Source organism: Klebsiella sp. HC6, assembly GCF_022605325.1.
Lineage (GTDB): Bacteria > Pseudomonadota > Gammaproteobacteria > Enterobacterales > Enterobacteriaceae > Klebsiella > Klebsiella terrigena.
On the sequence record NZ_CP093276.1, the window covers coordinates 2,976,673 to 2,993,219 of the forward strand.

Sequence of the window (16,547 nt, forward strand, 5' to 3'; positions counted from 1 at the left end):
TGAGGGCACGTAAAGGGGAACCGATGAGGCGAATTTATTTGTTATTTATCGCGCGGTGCGACCGTCAGCCACCATGAGAAGCGGCGGTTGAGCTGCACGGGCAGCGCGTTGGTGAGCATGTCCAGCGTCATATCGGTATCGTGCAGCGGGAACGTACCGGTAACGGTCAGCGCTGACACGGCCGGATCGCATCCCAGATAGCCGCGGCGATAGGCCGACAGCCGTTCGATAAACTCACCGAGGGGGAGATTATCGGCCTGTAGCAACCCGCGGGGCCAGGCAGGCTGCGCATTACGCAGCGGCGAGATCGGGCCAAAGGCATCCTGGCGGAAGGTCATCGCCTGACCGGCCTGCACGATCGACGCGTCGCTGATGCCCGCCGGAGAGACTTCCACCGCCCCCTGATACACCTGCAGCACGGTGGTATCGCCGAGCGCCTGCACGCTGAAACGCGTGCCGAGGGCGCGCATTTTGCCCTGCGCGGTGACGATGGTCAGCGGGCGATGCGGATCGGCGGCGGTTTCGATCATCACCCGGCCGTTCAGCAGACGCAGCGCGCGCTGCGTTGGGGAGTAATCAACGTTCAGCGCACTATCGGTGTCAAGCCAGATCCGCGAGCCATCAGCCAGCGTAAACGACCTTATTTCGCCTTGGGGGCTGTGATAATCGGCGTGCCATGCCAGTACCTGATTGCGCAGCGGCGTATGACGCCAGCTGCCCCAGGCGAGCAGGGTGCCGACGGAAATCCAGGCCGCCATTTTTAGCACCTGGCGCCGTCCGGCGGCGTGCGTTCTCTGGGTCAACGCGGTCAGTGCCGCCGTTTGTCGCTCATCACTTTCCCGCAGCGGCGAAAAGCGCTGGCTGATGTTCAGCACGTACCGCCACGCCAGCTGATTCTCCTGACTCTCGTCAAGCCAGCGCTGTAACGCGGCGGGATAGGTCTGCGTTGACGCGAGGTCCTCGACTTCGGCATACCAGTTCGCCGCCTGCTGCAGCGCGGCGAAGCCGGGTTTATGGCTCATCGTATCTGACCGCGGCGGCGGGGAGTGCATCGAGATACTCGACTTCAAGACTCAGGCAGTGAAGCATGGCCTGAGCCATATATTTCTTCACCATGCGCTCGGAGACGGCGAGCTCAGCGGCAATTTTTGCGTACGTCAGCCCGCCGATCTGCGACATCAAAAACGCCGCGCGGACTTTCTCCGGCAGCGCCTGCAGCATGGCATCCACCTGAAAAAGCGTTTCCAGGACGATCGCGCAGTGTTCTGCTGATACCGCGGTGGCCAGCGGTTGAGCCGCCAGTGTTTCCAGCCAGACGCGCTCGATTTCTTTTCTGCGCCACAGGTCAATACACATGCCCTGAGCCATCGAACCAAGGTAGGCGCGCGCGCCGGCAAGAGTGTCAAAGTTTCGCGGTTTTATCAGCAGGCGGAGGAAGACGTCCTGCGCGAGATCGGCGGCATCGCTGGCATTCCCAAGGCGTCGTCTGAGCAACTTTTGCAGCCAGTTGTTATGCTCGGAGAACAGCAGCACAATATTTTCAGCTGAACTAAAACCAGGAGATGACATGTCGCTCTAACCGCCAGAGGAGGGTAAACCAGGAAACATTTAGACATGAAAATTTACATGAGAATGATTTTCATTTCAACATTGAATGCGAAAAAATTACCATCCGCGTATTACGCATAAAAGGGGGCCCCTGAATAAGGGCCTGCTTTGAGTAAATTCACGCCCCTGCAACGGTGCGGTAAATTCGGCAACAACAAAGAAACAGTCATCTTCGTAATTAAATATAGCGAAAACCATCCGCCAGTGGATAATTTAACCGGATGAAAATAATCCCCTCCCGCGAGCGAAAAAAATAATCTGCGGATTGACGCGAAAGCCGGTAATAAGTTAATCAGGCAGTAAAATGGCTTGCACCGAAAGTAACCTGCGTCATGGTGCAAGGTTTATCTCAGGCTCCGTCAGATAAAAGAAAGACAATGTCTCATTTTGGTGCTTTTCAGTATCTTCCATGCATCATGATGATCCGTGCCCCATTGTGGTGCTCTATGGCTCCCCCGGATATCCTGTTGATACTTAATGAATAAATTAATGGCATGTTTTGTGCTTATATTTATACGTCAGCGTAAAAAATGAAAGCGATACACAGGTAAACTCCGGGGCAGCAGCAATAATATGCAGCTTGCATTATCAGTACCGATATGGCAGGCCGGAAAAGGCTTTCAATGCGGTTATTATTTAACGCGCAGCCGATTTAAAGTTCACGTTGACGATGATTTCCAGGGGGGTGTCCTGTACGTAATTTAACCCGCATTGATCAAGCCAAAAAATCATGCAGAGATAACGGCATTTATTATGCCGGGAATGATTTGTGCTGCAAAAAAATAGTACCTCCTTTGTTTTGAGAAACGAAAGGCAAAAGGCTTAGTTCTGTGAAAGTAAAGCATATACTGCCCCGATCGGCGGTTTGATAAGGATACAATGCTGATGCATAAACTCATAAAAAACTACAAAGCCGACGTCTATTTCGACGAACTGATCGACCATGAGGGCAATCCCCGCCGTTCAGCACAGAGTTTGATTCAGTGTCTGGATTCGCTTGCGCCGGATGAACTTGAAAAACGTCGCCTGACGGCAGAGGCGACAATACAGGAAATGGGAATTAGCTTTACGGTGTATACCGACAAAGGAAATATCGACAGGATCTGGCCATTCGATATTATTCCCCGCACCATTGATGCTCAGGACTGGACGATAGCCGAAACCGGCCTGAAGCAGCGCCTTACCGCTCTGAACCGCTTTATCAACGACCTGTACAATGAACAACATTGCATCAAAGATGGCATCATTCCCGAATATATTATTAAGGAGTCGAAAAATTTTCGCCCTGAGTGTGTCGGAATGTCGCCACCTTATGGCGTCTGGGCGCATATTTGCGGGACCGATTTAGTCCGCGATGAAACCGGGCAGTTCTACGTGCTGGAAGATAACCTGCGGGTTCCCTCCGGCGTCTCCTATATGCTGGAAAACCGAGCCATCACCAAGCGCGTTCTGCCGGAGTTGTTTGAACGTGAGGATATCAAACCCATTGACGCCTATCCGGCACAGCTGCTGGAAACCCTGACGGCCCTGTCGCCCCGGCAGATTGAACGCCCGGAAATCGTGGTGCTGACCCCGGGGATCTATAATTCTGCCTACTTCGAACACGCTTTTCTGGCCCAGCAAATGGGGGTAGAGCTTGTGGAAGGAGCCGATCTGTTTGTTGGCGACGACGACTGCGTCTACACCAAAACGATCTACGGCCCGGAGCGGGTGGACGTCATTTACCGACGCATTGACGATATGTTCCTCGACCCGGAAGTCTTTCATCCCGAATCTGTTCTCGGGGTGCCTGGCCTGATGCGGGCATGGAAAGCCGGAAACGTGGCGCTGGCCAATGCTCCTGGCGCCGGGGTGGCGGATGACAAGGTCGTCTATGCGTACGTACCGGCACTGATTCGTTACTATCTGGACGAAGAGCCTATTCTGCCGAATGTGGAAACCTTCCTCTGCCAGAATGATGATGAACGGGAATACGTTCTGCAGAATCTGGATAAGCTGGTGGTGAAACCGGCTAACGAATCCGGCGGTTATGGCATGCTGGTCGGGCCGCACTCGACCAAAAAAGAGCAGCAGCTGTTTGCCGAGCTGATCCAGGCGAATCCACGCAACTATATTGCTCAGCCGACGCTGAAGCTCTCTACCGCACCGGCGCTCATCGCGAAAGATTATCTGGAGCCGCGCCACCTCGATCTACGCCCCTTCATTTTACAAAGCAAAGAGACTTACGTAACAACCGGTGGCTTGACGCGGGTGGCGATGAAAAAAGGCTCATTAGTGGTTAACTCATCCCAGGGCGGCGGGAGTAAGGATACCTGGATCGTGGAGAGCAAAAGATAATGAACATGCTATCAAGAGTTGCTGCGCGCCTGTACTGGAGCGCGCGTTATCTGGAGCGCGCGGAGAATATCGCGCGATTAGTCAGCGTGTATGACGATCTGCTTTACGATCTGCCACGGGATATCGCCGTTTCCTGGTATAACCTGATCGAAATTAGCAGCGGCGTCGCCCTGTTTGGCCAGCGCTATAAGATTAAAGACGAACGCAATGTGCTGAAGTTTATGCTGGCCGACGAGAGCAACCCTGACTCGCTGCTGTCGTCATTAAAAATGGTCCGTGAAAATATCCGCACCAGCCGCGATGTGGTGCCGGGAGAGATGTGGGAGCTGATTAATGAACTGGATCTGTACGCCAGACAGAACATCCGCCAGGGGATCAACCGCTCCGAACGACATACGTATCTTAATAACGTCATTGAAGGATGCCAGAAAATTATCGGCCTGCTGACCGGGTCGATGAGCCGCGATGCCGGCTGGCATTTTCTGAACATGGGGCGCTATCTGGAGCGCGCCGATATGAATACGCGCATTCTTGACGCAGCAAATTCCCTGATGATGCAGGCGCGTGAGGAAGAGAGCATCAAGTTAGGCCAGGTAGTGTGGTCTAAGGTCCTGAAATCGCAAAGCGCCTATCTCAGCTTTCGCCGGGTAATGCGCTGTTCGATTAAAGGCTCGCTGGTGGTCACGCTGCTCCTGACGGATGGGCATTTTCCCCGTTCGCAGCGCTATTGCCTGCAGCAAATCAAGCTGGCCGCCGCTGAGCTGCCGCGGGCGTCGGCCGTTTCGGATCACATCGACAGTCTTCTGCTTGCAACCCGGGGCGTCGATAATTCTCACGATCTGAACCGCGAATTTAGCCTCTACCTCAATGAGGTTCAACTCAGCCTGATTGCGCTTCATCACCTGATTACCGATAACTGGTTTCATTTCCTGCAGGGGGATGCCGTATGACCATCCGGGTTGCGATTCAACATACAACGACTTATGAATTCGATCGTTTGATCAACGTGGCGCCGCATATTTTGCGCCTGCGCCCGGCGCCTCATTCACGTACCCATATACATGGCTATTCCCTGAAAGTGACGCCCGGGGACCACTTTATTAACTGGCAGCAGGATCCGTTCGGCAACTATCAGGCGCGGCTGGTGTTTCCTGAAAAAACGAAACGCCTGGAGTTCGCGGTGGAGGTGATCGCGGACATGACCGTGATCAACCCGTTTGACTTCTTTATTGAAGAGTATGCCGAGCATTTCCCCTTTGCTTATGATTCTTTGATGCAGGAAGAACTCGCTCCTTACCTTAAGGTCACCGAGCAGAGCCCTGAACTGGACGCGTGGCTGGATACCGTTGATTGCGAGGAAATGGTGCACATCGTGACCTTCCTGGTGCAGCTCAATAGCCGCCTGGCCAACGAAATTGACTATGGTATTCGCCTGGAGCCCGGCGTGCAGAGCTGTCAGGAAACGCTGACGTTGAAAAAAGGCTCGTGCAGGGATACCTCATGGTTGCTGGTGCAGATACTGCGTCATTTGGGGCTGGCAGCCCGCTTTGCCTCCGGCTATCTGGTGCAGTTGACTGCCGATGTGAAAGCGCTCGACGGTCCCTCAGGCCCGGAACAGGATTTCACCGATCTGCACGCCTGGTGTGAAGTCTATCTCCCCGGCGCTGGCTGGGTGGGGCTGGATCCGACCAGCGGCCTGTTTGCCGGAGAAGGGCATATTCCTTTAGCCTGCACGGCCGACCCGCAGTCTGCGGCACCGATTACCGGCGCAACCGACCCGTGCGAATGTGAGTTCAGCTATACCAACATTGTCACACGCATTCATGAAGATCCGCGCGTCACGCGGCCTTACAGCGAAGATGAGTGGCTGAACATCAACGCGCTGGGCCGCGCCGTAGACGTTGAGCTGCAGGCCAACGATGTGCGTCTGACCATGGGGGGCGAACCGACGTTTATCTCCATCGACGATATGGACTCCGCGCAGTGGAACACCGAGGCGCTGGGTAAGGACAAATTACGTCTCGCGAAAGACCTGCTGCTGCGGCTACAAGCTCAGTTCGGTCACGGGGGACTGCTGCACTATGGCCAGGGTAAGTGGTATCCGGGAGAAGAGGTTCCGCGCTGGGCGCTGGGGTGCTTCTGGCGCACCGACGGAGAGGCGCTGTGGCACGACCCGGCGCTCGTTGCCCGCGTCGATCGGGATTACGGTCACGGCATCGCTGATGCGGAGCGCTTTGGTCAGACGCTGTGTCAGCAGCTAGGCGTCGACGCCGGCTATTTGCAACCCGCGTATGAAGATGCGCTCTACTACCTGTGGCTCGAGCGCGCGCTGCCGGAAGGGGCCGACCCGAGGAAGGCGAATCTCGAGGATGACCTTGAACGGCGCCGGCTGGCCAGCTTGCTCAGCCGCGGTATGGAAAACGCAACGGGCTACATTCTGCCCGTCGAGTTTGATGGTCACCGGTGGCGGAGCAGCCGCTGGCCGATGCGGGGGGGGCTGATTACGCTGATCCCCGGGGACAGCGCCATGGGTTATCGTCTGCCCCTCAGTTCGCTGCCGCCACTCACCGAAGATGAGCGCGTTATCGAACGCGATCCTTTCGAGCCTCGCGAACCGCTGGCGGTTTTTGCGATCGGGGAAGGGGCGGCCACCACCATTGCCCAGCAGGCGTTGCAGCAACAAAAATCGGCAGTTAACGGCAGTACAAGCGTGGTCCGTACCGCGCTGTGCCTCGAACCGCGCGAGGGCAAGCTCCATCTGTTCCTGCCGCCAGTCACCCATCTGGAGAATTATGTTGCCCTGATTCATGCCGTCGAAGCGACGGCCAGCGCGTTGCAGCTGCCGGTGGTGATTGAAGGTTATGAGCCGCCAAAAGATGCCCGCTTGCAGAAGCTGCTGTTAACCCCCGACCCTGGGGTTATCGAGGTCAATATTCACCCGGCCAGCCGCTGGGACGAGCTGGTCCACAATATTGAAACGCTCTACGAGCAGGCGCAGCAGACCCGACTGGGGGCCGAGAAGTTTATGCTTGATGGCCGGCACACCGGTACCGGGGGCGGTAACCACGTGACCTTAGGCGGGGCCACTCCTGCCGACAGCCCTCTACTGCGGCGTCCCGACCTCCTGCGTAGCCTGGTGACGTACTGGCAGCACCATCCGGGTCTTTCCTACTTATTCTCCGGAATGTTTATTGGCCCAACCAGCCAGGCTCCGCGTCCGGATGAAGGACGGGATGAAGCGCTTTACGAAATGGAGATAGCCTTTCAGAACATGCCGGAAGGGCTGGTTGATACCCCATGGCTGGTGGACAGGCTGATGCGCAACCTGCTGGTGGATATCACCGGTAATACCCATCGCTCAGAATTTTGCATCGACAAACTGTACGCCGCAGGCAGCAGTAGCGGTCGTCTGGGGCTGCTGGAGTTTCGCGGCTTCGAAATGCCGCCGCACGCGCGCATGTCGCTGGTGCAGCTGCTGCTGCTCCGTTGCCTGGTGGCGCGCTTCTGGAACCAGCCGTATCACAAGCCGCTGGTCCGTTGGGGCACCCAACTGCACGATAAGTTTATGTTGCCGCATTTCGTCTGGCAGGACGTAAAAGAAGTGGTGGATGACCTGCAGCGGCATGGCTATCCATTTAAATTGTCATGGCTGCTGCCGTTTGAAGAGTTCCGCTTCCCGCACTATGGTCGCCAGCAAATTGATGATATTGAGCTCGAGCTTCGCTGGGCGATCGAGCCGTGGCATGTACTGGGCGAAGAAGTGACACAGTCCGGGACCTCACGCTACGTTGACTCCTCCGTCGAACGCCTGCAGGTGCGCCTGTCCGGTCTGACTGAAGGACGCTATGTGCTGGCGTGCAACGGCCGCCGCGTACCGCTGCGAGCGACCGGCAAGAAGGGGGAGATGGTGGGGGCGGTGCGCTATCGGGCCTGGGCGCCGCCATCGGCGCTGCATCCAACTCTTGGGGTGAATACCCCCCTGGTGTTTGACCTGATTGATACCTGGAACGGTCTTTCCATAGGTGGCTGCAGCTATCGCGTCAGCCACCCGGGCGGACGTCACTATGAGACGCTACCGGTCAACAGCAATGAAGCTGAGGCAAGGCGCGTCAATCGATTTTGGGATCATGGCTTCACCCAGGGCGTTTTGACGCCTCCTCCCGCATTCAGCGCGTTAAGGACATTCTATGAGCATGAGCAGGTTCCACGCCCTATGGCTCCGCCGGATGAAGAGCCGGGCGATGAATACCCGCATACTTTGGATCTTCGCAGGAAGTATACTAGGATTTAGCTTTGAGCCGGGTAATCAGAATACATGACAGCTTCTTTTTCTGAATCAATCACGCCGGCCTGTGAGCCGGCGTCTTTCTCTGTCGAACTCTCTACGACAGACGTCTATAACGAAGCTTGCGATCCGGCGAACATTATCCGCCCACACTGGACTGAGGTCATGAACAGCGTCGGCGAGATGGGTATAGAAGGGATGGAAAACCGTCTTCGTCAGGCCAGGCGTATTTTGCGCGATGATGGCGCAACCTATAACCTCAATGGCGATCCGCTGTCGCCAAACGTCTGGTCGCTGGACATCATTCCAAATCTGTTGGCGGAGGACGAGTGGTTAACCGTTGAACGCGGGCTGGCGCAGCGCTCGCTGCTTTTCGACCTGATACTTAAAGATTTCTACGGCGAACAGCGGCTGCTGAAAGAGGGCGTTATCCCGTCAGAAATCGTTTTCTCTCACCCAGGCTTTCTGCGTCAGTGCCACGGTATACGTTTGCCGGGCGCGCATAATCTCATCTTCCACGCAGTCGATCTCGTTCGCGGCGGTGATGGACAGTTTGTGGCTATTGGCGATCGTACCCAGGCGCCGAGCGGCACCGGTTATGTTCTTGAAAACAGAATCGCCGTTTCTCGCGTGCTGCCGTCGCTGTTTCGCAACAGCAACGTCCGGCGGCTTTCCGGCTTCTTTCACGCGCTTCGGCATACGTTAGCCGGTCTTGCCAGCCACAAAACAGAGACCCCGCGGATCGTGGTGCTGACGCCCGGTGCATACAGCAGTACCTATTTTGAGCATGCTTATCTCGCGAACTATCTCGGTTTTCAGCTGGTTCAGGGCGGGGACCTGACCGTGCGTAACGGCAGGGTGTGGTTGAAGTCCCTTAATGGCCTGTCGGAAGTTGATGTGATTTTGCGCCGTATGGATGATACTTATTGCGACCAAACGGAACTCCGTTCCGACTCACGGCTGGGCGTGCCGGGACTGCTCGAAGTGGTACGCAGCGGTAACGTCGTGCTGGCGAACCCTCTGGGCTCGGGGGTTCTTGAGGCGCCGGCGCTGCTGGCGTTTCTCGCAGAAATTAGTCAGTGTTTGCTTGGCGAACCGCTACTGATCCCGACGGTTAAGACCTGGTGGTGCGGTCGCGCAGAGGATCGCGATTTTGTGATCCGTAACCTTGAGCACCTGATAATCAAACCGTCCTGGCGCAGCTTTGATAGTAAAAGCATTTACGGTCATAGCCTGGACGATCACAATCGGATGCTCACCATTCAGCAGATCACCGCCAACCCGCACAACTACGTGGCTCAGGTATATATACCCGGCTCGCGCGTTCCGGTCTGGGATAAGCAACAAATTGAATATCGGCCCGGCATTTTCCGCGCGTTTACCGTCGCCACCCCGGAGGGGTACTGCGTCATGCCCGGAACGCTATCACGGGTAGCTGAGTCCGCTGATGAATTTATTGTTAGCGATTTATCCGGCGCACGCAGCAAAGATACGTGGATACTGGGGGAAAAACCCGACATAGCGCAGCAGCCGCTGACGGACTCCATTCCTCGTGATGAGGGAAATCTGCCCAGCCGCGTTATAGAGAACCTGTTCTGGTTTGGCCGCTATGCGGAACGCGCCGAAATGAGCCTGCGGGTGATACGCACGCTTTTCAAACAGCTCAATGGGGTTGAGCTGTTTATGCCTGAAAGCCGCGACGTCCTGCTGGGAGCATTATTTCCGCTTACCGGCACATTGCCTGAAACGGACGCCGGCGATGACCAGAATCATGAGCTTTCTTCGTTGGTTTGTGATGGCCAACGCGCCGGTTCCATTAAATTTAATATCCAAAGCATGCTGACCTGCGGCGAGCAGGTAAAAGAGATGCTCTCGGCCGATACCCGAATTATTCTCAATGAGTTACGCGATTGTATTCGGGCGGTGGAGGTGGCCTATCAGGATGGGCTGCCGGAACTGCCGGAAGAGTCGCTGGACAATCTGGTCACCTCTTTACTGGCATTATCCGGGCTGAACCATGAAAGCATGCTGCGGGGAATGGACTGGCGGTTTCAGGAGATTGGCCGCCGCGCTGAGCGAGCGCGTCTAACCGCCATTTTACTCAAACACACGCTGACCCACGCTCTTCCTGGTTTACAGCAACAGCAAATTTTAGAATCGGTACTGATGAGCGTAGAGGCATTGATCTCGTTCCGTCGCCGCTACCGAGGACGAATGAACATCATTTCTGGTCTGGATTTATTGATGCTGGACGCCAGCAATCCGCGTTCCTTGATTTATCAGATCGATCGACTGCGTAAATATCTCCTCGAACTACCGCGACAGGACGGTCAGACTTCCAGCCTGACGTCCGACATGCGTCCGATAATGAAATCCCTGACCGATATTCAACTGGCCGAGCTGGAGATGCTGGCACAGGTCGATGAACAAACGGAGCTGCGTGGACGGCTGGATGCGCTCATGACGCAGATAATCAGCCAGTTGGAGCAGTTTACGACCCTGCTGAGCGACAAGTATTTCGATCACGCAGATGGACCGCAGCAGTTGATTAACGCGCAATGGAAGACTGACTTATGAAATACCGGGTACGTCATCTTACGGAGTACCAGTACAATTCACCGGTGACGTTATGCTACAACATGACGCATCTTCTGCCGCGCGATACGGCGAATCAGCGCTGTTTACTGCGTCGGATTACGGTGACGCCGATGCCCGTTTATCAGAGCGAGGGGAGTGATTATTTCGGCAATCTGACGTTTTATTTCTCGATCCAGGTTCCGCACGACAAGCTAACCATTGAGATGGAAAGCTACTTTGATATTGACGAAATAGACCGCGCGAACCTGCTATATGACCACCCGCTGACCTGCGGTGAGTATCGTCGATTGCTGCATGAGTCCGGGACAGCGGATCTGCGAATGGCGAAAGAGTATCTGCTCGATTCCGGTTTAATCCGCCGTTCCGAACGGCTGGCCAGCTATGCTGCCGATATTTTTCACAATAATGCTGGGGTGATCCAGGCGGCGATGGACTTTACGCATCGTATTTTTACGGAATTTACCTTCGACCCGGTTGCGACCAGCGTCACTACGCCACCCGAGCAGGTTTTAGAGGAAAAGCGCGGCGTCTGCCAGGATTTTGCCCATCTGGCGATCGCTTGCCTGCGCTCTGTCGGCCTACCCGCGCGTTATATCAGCGGCTATATTGAAACGCTGCCGCCAGAGGGGCAGGAAAAACTCGTCGGGACCGATGCGTCACATGCCTGGTTTGCCATTTTTATCCCTGATATCGGCTGGCTGGAGTTTGATCCGACCAACGATCTCATGCCGCAGGGGCAGCATATCGTCACGGCGTGGGGAAGGGATTATGCCGATGTGACTCCGTTACAGGGCGTTATTTTCGATGGCGGGGCAACGCTGGCTCTGGAAGTGGCGGTTGACGTGCAGCGCGAGTGCTCCCCTGATTGATCGTGATTTGATCGTGATGCGGTAAACGAACGCTTAAATACCCCTCAGCGTCGGCAGAGCGGGTATTTAAGCGGTAAGGTCCTTTAACGTTTAGTGAATAACCTGCGACAGAAACGCGCGGGTACGTTCCGATTTTGGATGGGCGAAAAACTCCTGCGGCGGAGCCTGTTCGACAATCTCGCCGCGGTCCATAAAGATAACCCGGTCCGCCACCGTGCGCGCAAAGCCCATTTCATGGGTGACGCACAGCATCGTCATGCCGTCTTCCGCCAGGCCAATCATGGTATCGAGCACCTCTTTGACCATCTCCGGATCAAGCGCTGAGGTGGGTTCATCAAACAGCATGATTTTTGGCTTCATGCACAGTGAACGGGCAATGGCCACGCGCTGCTGCTGACCACCGGAGAGCTGCCCCGGGAACTTATGCGCATGCTCAGCAATACGGACGCGCTGCAGATAGTGCATTGCCAGCGCTTCCGCTTCCTTCGTTGGCATCTTACGCACCCAGGTCGGCGCCAACGTGCAGTTCTGCAAAACGGTCAGGTGAGGGAAAAGATTAAAGTGTTGGAATACCATGCCAACTTCAGTCCGCACCCGTTCTATGTTGCGGACATCATCATTGAGATGAATGCCATCAACGACGATACGCCCTTGCTGATGTTCTTCCAGGTGGTTGATGCAGCGAATGGTGGTCGATTTACCCGAGCCGGAAGGGCCGCAGAGAACAATCCGCTCGCGGGGCTTCACCTGCAGGTTAATATCTTTCAATACGTGAAACTGACCGTACCATTTATTCACATTTTCAAGCGAAATCATCATCGCTTCAGCAGAATTAGTCATAGAGTGTGTCATGTAAAACCTCAGTGCGATGTACGCCCGGTGTGAAAGCGCTTCTCCAGATACTGGCTGTAGCGCGACATGCTAAAACAGAAAATCCAGTAGACGAGGGCGGCAAAAACGTAGCCCTCCGTCGACATGCCAAGCCAGGTGGGGTCAACCGTTGCCTGCTGTACGCTGCTGAAAAGATCGAACAGGCCGATGATGATCACCAGGCTGGTGTCTTTAAACAAAGCGATGATGGTGTTGACCAGGCCGGGGATGGTGAGCTTGAGCGCCTGGGGGAGAATGACCAGAAACTGCGTTTTCCAGTAGCCCAGCGCCAGCGATTCGGCCGCTTCATACTGCCCTTTGGGCAGCGCCTGTAATCCGCCGCGCACCACTTCCGCGATGTAGGCCGACTGGAACAGAATAACCCCGACCAGCGCGCGCACCAGCTTATCGATGGTGGTGCCTTCGGCCATAAACAGCGGCAGCATCACCGATGACATAAACAGCACGGTAATCAGCGGCACGCCGCGCCAGAACTCGATAAAAATCACCGACAGAGTGCGAACGACCGGCATGGTTGAACGACGTCCCAGCGCCAGCAAAATGCCCAATGGCAGCGCCCCGGCAACCCCGACGGAAGCGATAATCAGCGTCAGCGTCAGGCCACCCCACTGGCGGGTCTCGACGCGATCGAGGCCCAAAAAACCGCCGTACAACAGGACCCAGACGAGGATGGGATAGGCCACCGCCCAGCAGGCGATATAGCGGCCCCGGCGCGGCATTGACTTGATAAACATCGGAATGATGGACAGCAGGCCAATCACCAGCGCGAGGTTGATACGCCAGCGGAGCTCGTGCGGATAGAGCCCGTACATAAACTGGCCAAAGCGCGCGTGGATAAACACCCAGCAGGCGCCTTCTTTGGTACAGTCGGCGCGGGTTGTACCCAGCCAGTTTGCCTTGAACACCAGCCAGTTCAGAGCCGGGGGGATCAGGGTCCAGATAATCCACAGGCACAGCAGCGTCAGCAGCGTCAGCAGCGTATTGAACCAGCTGGAGAAGAGATGCTTACGTGCCCAGGCCCAGGCTTTACTCGCCGGGTTGGTGGGGGCCGGGGGAGTTTCATGTGTGGTAACAGACATAGTCATTCCGTTCTCTTAACGCTCAACCAGCGCGATTTTGCGGTTGTAGATGTTCATCAGCAGCGAAATTATCAGACTGATGATCAGGTAGACCGCCATGGTGATGGCAATGGTCTCGATAGCCTGGCCGGTCTGGTTCAGCACCGTACCGGCAAACAGCGAGACCATATCCGGGTAGCCGATCGCCGCCGCCAGCGACGAGTTTTTCACGATGTTGAGATACTGGCTGGTCAGCGGCGGAATGATGACCCGCATTGCCTGGGGGATGATCACCTGCCGCATGGTCACCGGATTCGGCAAACCTAGCGAACGGGCCGCTTCACTCTGTCCGTGCGGGACCGACTGGATACCGGAGCGAATCACTTCAGCAATAAACGAAGAGGTGTAGATCGACAGCGCCAGCGTCAGCGAAGCCAGCTCCGGGATCATCACGAACCCACCGCGGAAGTTAAATCCGCGAAGCTGCGGGACATCCCAGTGGGTGGCGGCGCCAAACAGCAGATGGGCTATCAGCGGGAAGACGATAATCATCGCGGCGGCTGCGGGCCAGGTGCGGCGCAGCTGACCGGTCTTCAGCTGGTGCTGGCGGTTGTAATGCCGTAATCCGATGCTGCCGGCGATCGCCAGCGCCAGGGCGATAACGAATGGCCAGCTGCCTGGCGCATAGGTTGGCCACGGGATGTAAAGACCGCGGTTGCTGACAAACGCCAGATCGAATGCGCTTAATGCCTCGCGTGGGCCAGGGAGATTACGCAGCACGGCGAAATACCAGAAGAAAATCTGCAACAGCGGCGGAATATTGCGGAACGTCTCGATATAAATGGTCGAGAGCCTGCGCAGCAGCCAGTTATCAGACAGACGCGCGAGACCGACAAAGAATCCGAGAATGGAGGCAAAAACAATGCACAGCGCGGAAACCAGCAGGGTATTGGTTAACCCCACAAGGAAGACGCGCGCGTAGGTGTCACCTTCTGTGTAATCAATCAGGTGTTGGATGATGCCGAAACCGGCGCTACGCTCAAGAAAACCAAAACCGGATGTAATACCGCGATTGGCCAGGTTGATCACCGTGTTGTGGATCAGATATCCCACAACGGCAAACACGGCGACAATGGCGGCTATCTGGTAAAGCCAGGCGCGAACCGTGGGATTACCGAACGAAAAATCCCTTTTTACGGTTGGGCGTTGAGACATGTTGAAACCTCAATGAAAAAAGCGCATTGGGTACCGCAGGGTGCGGTACCCGACTGGAAGGCAGATTAGCGTACCGGCGGTGCGTACTGGATGCCGCCCTGGTTCCAGAGCGCATTCTGGCCGCGCGCGATTTTCAGAGCGCTGTCTTTACCGACGTTGCGGTCAAAGCTCTCCTGGTAGTTACCGACCTGTTTAATAATGTTGAACGCCCATTTATTGTCGAGCTTCAGGTCTTTGCCAAAGTCGCCCTCAGAGCCCAGCAGGTGAGCGATGTCCGGGTTGGACGGTTTTGCCGCCATCTGATCGACGTTTTTCGAGCTGATCCCCATTTCTTCCGCATTGAGCATGGCGTACAGCGACCATTTAACGATAGTAAACCAGTCGTCATCCCCGCGGCGCACGACGGGCCCCAGAGGCTCTTTCGAAATAACTTCCGGCAGAACGATAAACTCATCCGGTTTGCCCAGTTTAATACGCAGCGCGTACAGCTGAGACTGGTCGGAAGCCAGGGTGTCGCAGCGGCCGCTGTCGAGCGCTTTAGCTGATTCGTCAGAGCGGTCGAAGGTCACCGGCGTGTATTGCATTTTGTTGGCTTTGAAGTAATCGGCTACGTTCAGCTCGGTATCCGTACCGGCCTGGATGCAAACGGTGGCGCCATCCAGCTCTTTAGCGCTTTTGAGGCCAGCCTTTTGATGGGTCAGGAAGCCGATGCCGTCATAATAGTTGACGCCCGCGAATATGAACCCCATACCGCCGTCCCGTGAAGAGGTCCAGGTGGTATTACGCGACAAAATATCCACTTCGCCGGATTGCAGGGCGGTAAAGCGCTCTTTTGCCGTCAGCGGGGTGTATTTAACCTTGCTGGCATCGCCAAACACCGCCGCCGCAGTCGCGCGACAGACGTCGACATCAATCCCGGTGAATTTGCCGTTAGCATCGGCGTAAGAGAAGCCGGGCAGACCATCACTGATACCGCATTGAACAAACCCTTTCTTCTTAATTGCATCCAAAGTGGTGCCAGCATGTGCCTGCTGTGCGACCGCGAACAGAGAGGCCGCGGCGACAAGGGTGGAGAACATTATATTTTTCATAAATCATCCTGTGTGGATAAATCGTGTTGTTATGTGGTTGTGTTGAGCACTGTACCGTGCGTTTTTTCCAGTGGCGGTCCGCCGTTTTCGTTAAGGCAATTTTGATGCCATGTTTATAGATCGCTGAAATTCATAGGAAGAGCGCTTTGTTATCTGAATCATCAGCAAAGTTACGCTTACTGATGAGCACTAAAAGGGAACAAGACGAGTCATGGTGGGCAAAATGAGTGCAAAAGTTTCACGATAAGAAAGCAGCGTGCGTGGCGAAGAGGGGCGCATGCTGACGGGCGCGCGCGATTTACCGATAAAACCTCAGAGTATTAACTGCAACTATCGTTACCATTAAGAGGGTTGCTGTTTCATTAGTTGCGAATACAAAGGTGGCAACACGCCGGGTATCATCCGGGATAACTGGCATCAGTTCATGCCCAAGGTGCCAGGGTAATGTTTAATTCGTATTGGCAACATTCAGCACCGACTGATAATAATATCGTGAGTGTAAAGCACCGTGCGGAAGCTCGGTTAGAATTGCCGGTTTTAGCCTGGCGCTGATATTCGTTGGCGCAATAACTATTTTTCCTGTTTCTACGCACTA

Annotated in this window: 11 protein-coding genes; 5 read left to right on the forward strand and 6 right to left on the reverse strand. The window is 55.4% G+C overall.

Annotated features, from left to right (window positions below; translation table 11 throughout):
- Nucleotides 1–41 precede the first annotated feature (41 nt).
- Both MMW58_RS14555 and MMW58_RS14560 read right to left on the reverse strand, forming a co-directional pair.
- Nucleotides 42–1,022 carry a FecR domain-containing protein gene (locus tag MMW58_RS14555; RefSeq protein WP_241723677.1) on the reverse strand — a complete coding sequence of 327 codons (981 nt, stop codon included), beginning with the start codon at nt 1,020–1,022 and terminating at the stop codon, nt 42–44.
- Complete coding sequence (locus MMW58_RS14560; protein ID WP_159236873.1) at nt 1,012–1,569, reverse strand: sigma-70 family RNA polymerase sigma factor; 558 nt, start codon at nt 1,567–1,569, stop codon at nt 1,012–1,014. Before MMW58_RS14560 ends, MMW58_RS14555 begins: the two co-directional genes overlap by 11 nt.
- A 924-nt stretch (nt 1,570–2,493) precedes the next feature.
- On the opposite strand from MMW58_RS14560, the gene MMW58_RS14565 reads away from it, so the two are divergent.
- The 5 genes from MMW58_RS14565 to MMW58_RS14585 all read left to right on the forward strand — a co-directional run bounded on the left by MMW58_RS14565 (nt 2,494) and on the right by MMW58_RS14585 (nt 11,697).
- The gene (locus MMW58_RS14565) at nt 2,494–3,945 is read left to right on the forward strand and encodes a circularly permuted type 2 ATP-grasp protein (RefSeq protein WP_159236872.1); all 1,452 of its coding nucleotides are present in this window, start codon (nt 2,494–2,496) and stop codon (nt 3,943–3,945) included.
- Nucleotides 3,945–4,895, forward strand: a complete 951-nt coding sequence (locus MMW58_RS14570) for an alpha-E domain-containing protein (protein ID WP_220432865.1) — start codon at nt 3,945–3,947, stop codon at nt 4,893–4,895. Before MMW58_RS14565 ends, MMW58_RS14570 begins: the two co-directional genes overlap by 1 nt.
- Nucleotides 4,892–8,236 carry a transglutaminase family protein gene (locus tag MMW58_RS14575; protein ID WP_241721460.1) on the forward strand — a complete coding sequence of 1,115 codons (3,345 nt, stop codon included), beginning with the start codon at nt 4,892–4,894 and terminating at the stop codon, nt 8,234–8,236. The genes MMW58_RS14570 and MMW58_RS14575 overlap by 4 nt, the downstream gene beginning before the upstream one ends.
- A gap of 159 nt (nt 8,237–8,395) precedes the next feature.
- Complete coding sequence (locus MMW58_RS14580; protein WP_241721461.1) at nt 8,396–10,807, forward strand: circularly permuted type 2 ATP-grasp protein; 2,412 nt, start codon at nt 8,396–8,398, stop codon at nt 10,805–10,807.
- Nucleotides 10,804–11,697 (forward strand): transglutaminase family protein, encoded by an 894-nt coding sequence (locus tag MMW58_RS14585; RefSeq protein WP_241721462.1) that lies wholly within the window; start codon nt 10,804–10,806, stop codon nt 11,695–11,697. Before MMW58_RS14580 ends, MMW58_RS14585 begins: the two co-directional genes overlap by 4 nt.
- A 90-nt stretch (nt 11,698–11,787) precedes the next feature.
- On the opposite strand, the gene MMW58_RS14590 is transcribed toward MMW58_RS14585, so the two are convergent.
- The 4 genes from MMW58_RS14590 to MMW58_RS14605 form a co-directional block, all read right to left on the reverse strand.
- The gene (locus tag MMW58_RS14590) at nt 11,788–12,549 is read right to left on the reverse strand and encodes an amino acid ABC transporter ATP-binding protein (RefSeq protein ID WP_041145581.1); all 762 of its coding nucleotides are present in this window, start codon (nt 12,547–12,549) and stop codon (nt 11,788–11,790) included.
- Nucleotides 12,550–12,557: 8 nt separating this feature from the next.
- Nucleotides 12,558–13,667, reverse strand: coding sequence for an amino acid ABC transporter permease (locus MMW58_RS14595; protein ID WP_241721463.1), 1,110 nt, complete (start codon nt 13,665–13,667; stop codon nt 12,558–12,560).
- Between the two features lie 15 nt (nt 13,668–13,682).
- Nucleotides 13,683–14,861: an amino acid ABC transporter permease gene (locus MMW58_RS14600; protein ID WP_159236868.1), complete on the reverse strand. Its 1,179-nt coding sequence runs from the start codon at nt 14,859–14,861 to the stop codon at nt 13,683–13,685.
- Nucleotides 14,862–14,926: 65 nt separating this feature from the next.
- Nucleotides 14,927–15,952: an amino acid ABC transporter substrate-binding protein gene (locus MMW58_RS14605; protein WP_045858111.1), complete on the reverse strand. Its 1,026-nt coding sequence runs from the start codon at nt 15,950–15,952 to the stop codon at nt 14,927–14,929.
- Between the last annotated feature and the right edge of the window lie 595 nt (nt 15,953–16,547).

Coding starts and splice junctions, on each gene's coding strand:
- MMW58_RS14555 (WP_241723677.1), bottom strand. CDS start 1,022: ATGAGCCATAAACCCGGCTTCGCCGCGCTGCAGCAGGCGGCGAACTGG.
- MMW58_RS14560 (WP_159236873.1), bottom strand. CDS start 1,569: ATGTCATCTCCTGGTTTTAGTTCAGCTGAAAATATTGTGCTGCTGTTC.
- MMW58_RS14565 (WP_159236872.1), top strand. CDS start 2,494: ATGCATAAACTCATAAAAAACTACAAAGCCGACGTCTATTTCGACGAA.
- MMW58_RS14570 (WP_220432865.1), top strand. CDS start 3,945: ATGAACATGCTATCAAGAGTTGCTGCGCGCCTGTACTGGAGCGCGCGT.
- MMW58_RS14575 (WP_241721460.1), top strand. CDS start 4,892: ATGACCATCCGGGTTGCGATTCAACATACAACGACTTATGAATTCGAT.
- MMW58_RS14580 (WP_241721461.1), top strand. CDS start 8,396: ATGAACAGCGTCGGCGAGATGGGTATAGAAGGGATGGAAAACCGTCTT.
- MMW58_RS14585 (WP_241721462.1), top strand. CDS start 10,804: ATGAAATACCGGGTACGTCATCTTACGGAGTACCAGTACAATTCACCG.
- MMW58_RS14590 (WP_041145581.1), bottom strand. CDS start 12,549: ATGACACACTCTATGACTAATTCTGCTGAAGCGATGATGATTTCGCTT.
- MMW58_RS14595 (WP_241721463.1), bottom strand. CDS start 13,667: ATGTCTGTTACCACACATGAAACTCCCCCGGCCCCCACCAACCCGGCG.
- MMW58_RS14600 (WP_159236868.1), bottom strand. CDS start 14,861: ATGTCTCAACGCCCAACCGTAAAAAGGGATTTTTCGTTCGGTAATCCC.
- MMW58_RS14605 (WP_045858111.1), bottom strand. CDS start 15,952: ATGAAAAATATAATGTTCTCCACCCTTGTCGCCGCGGCCTCTCTGTTC.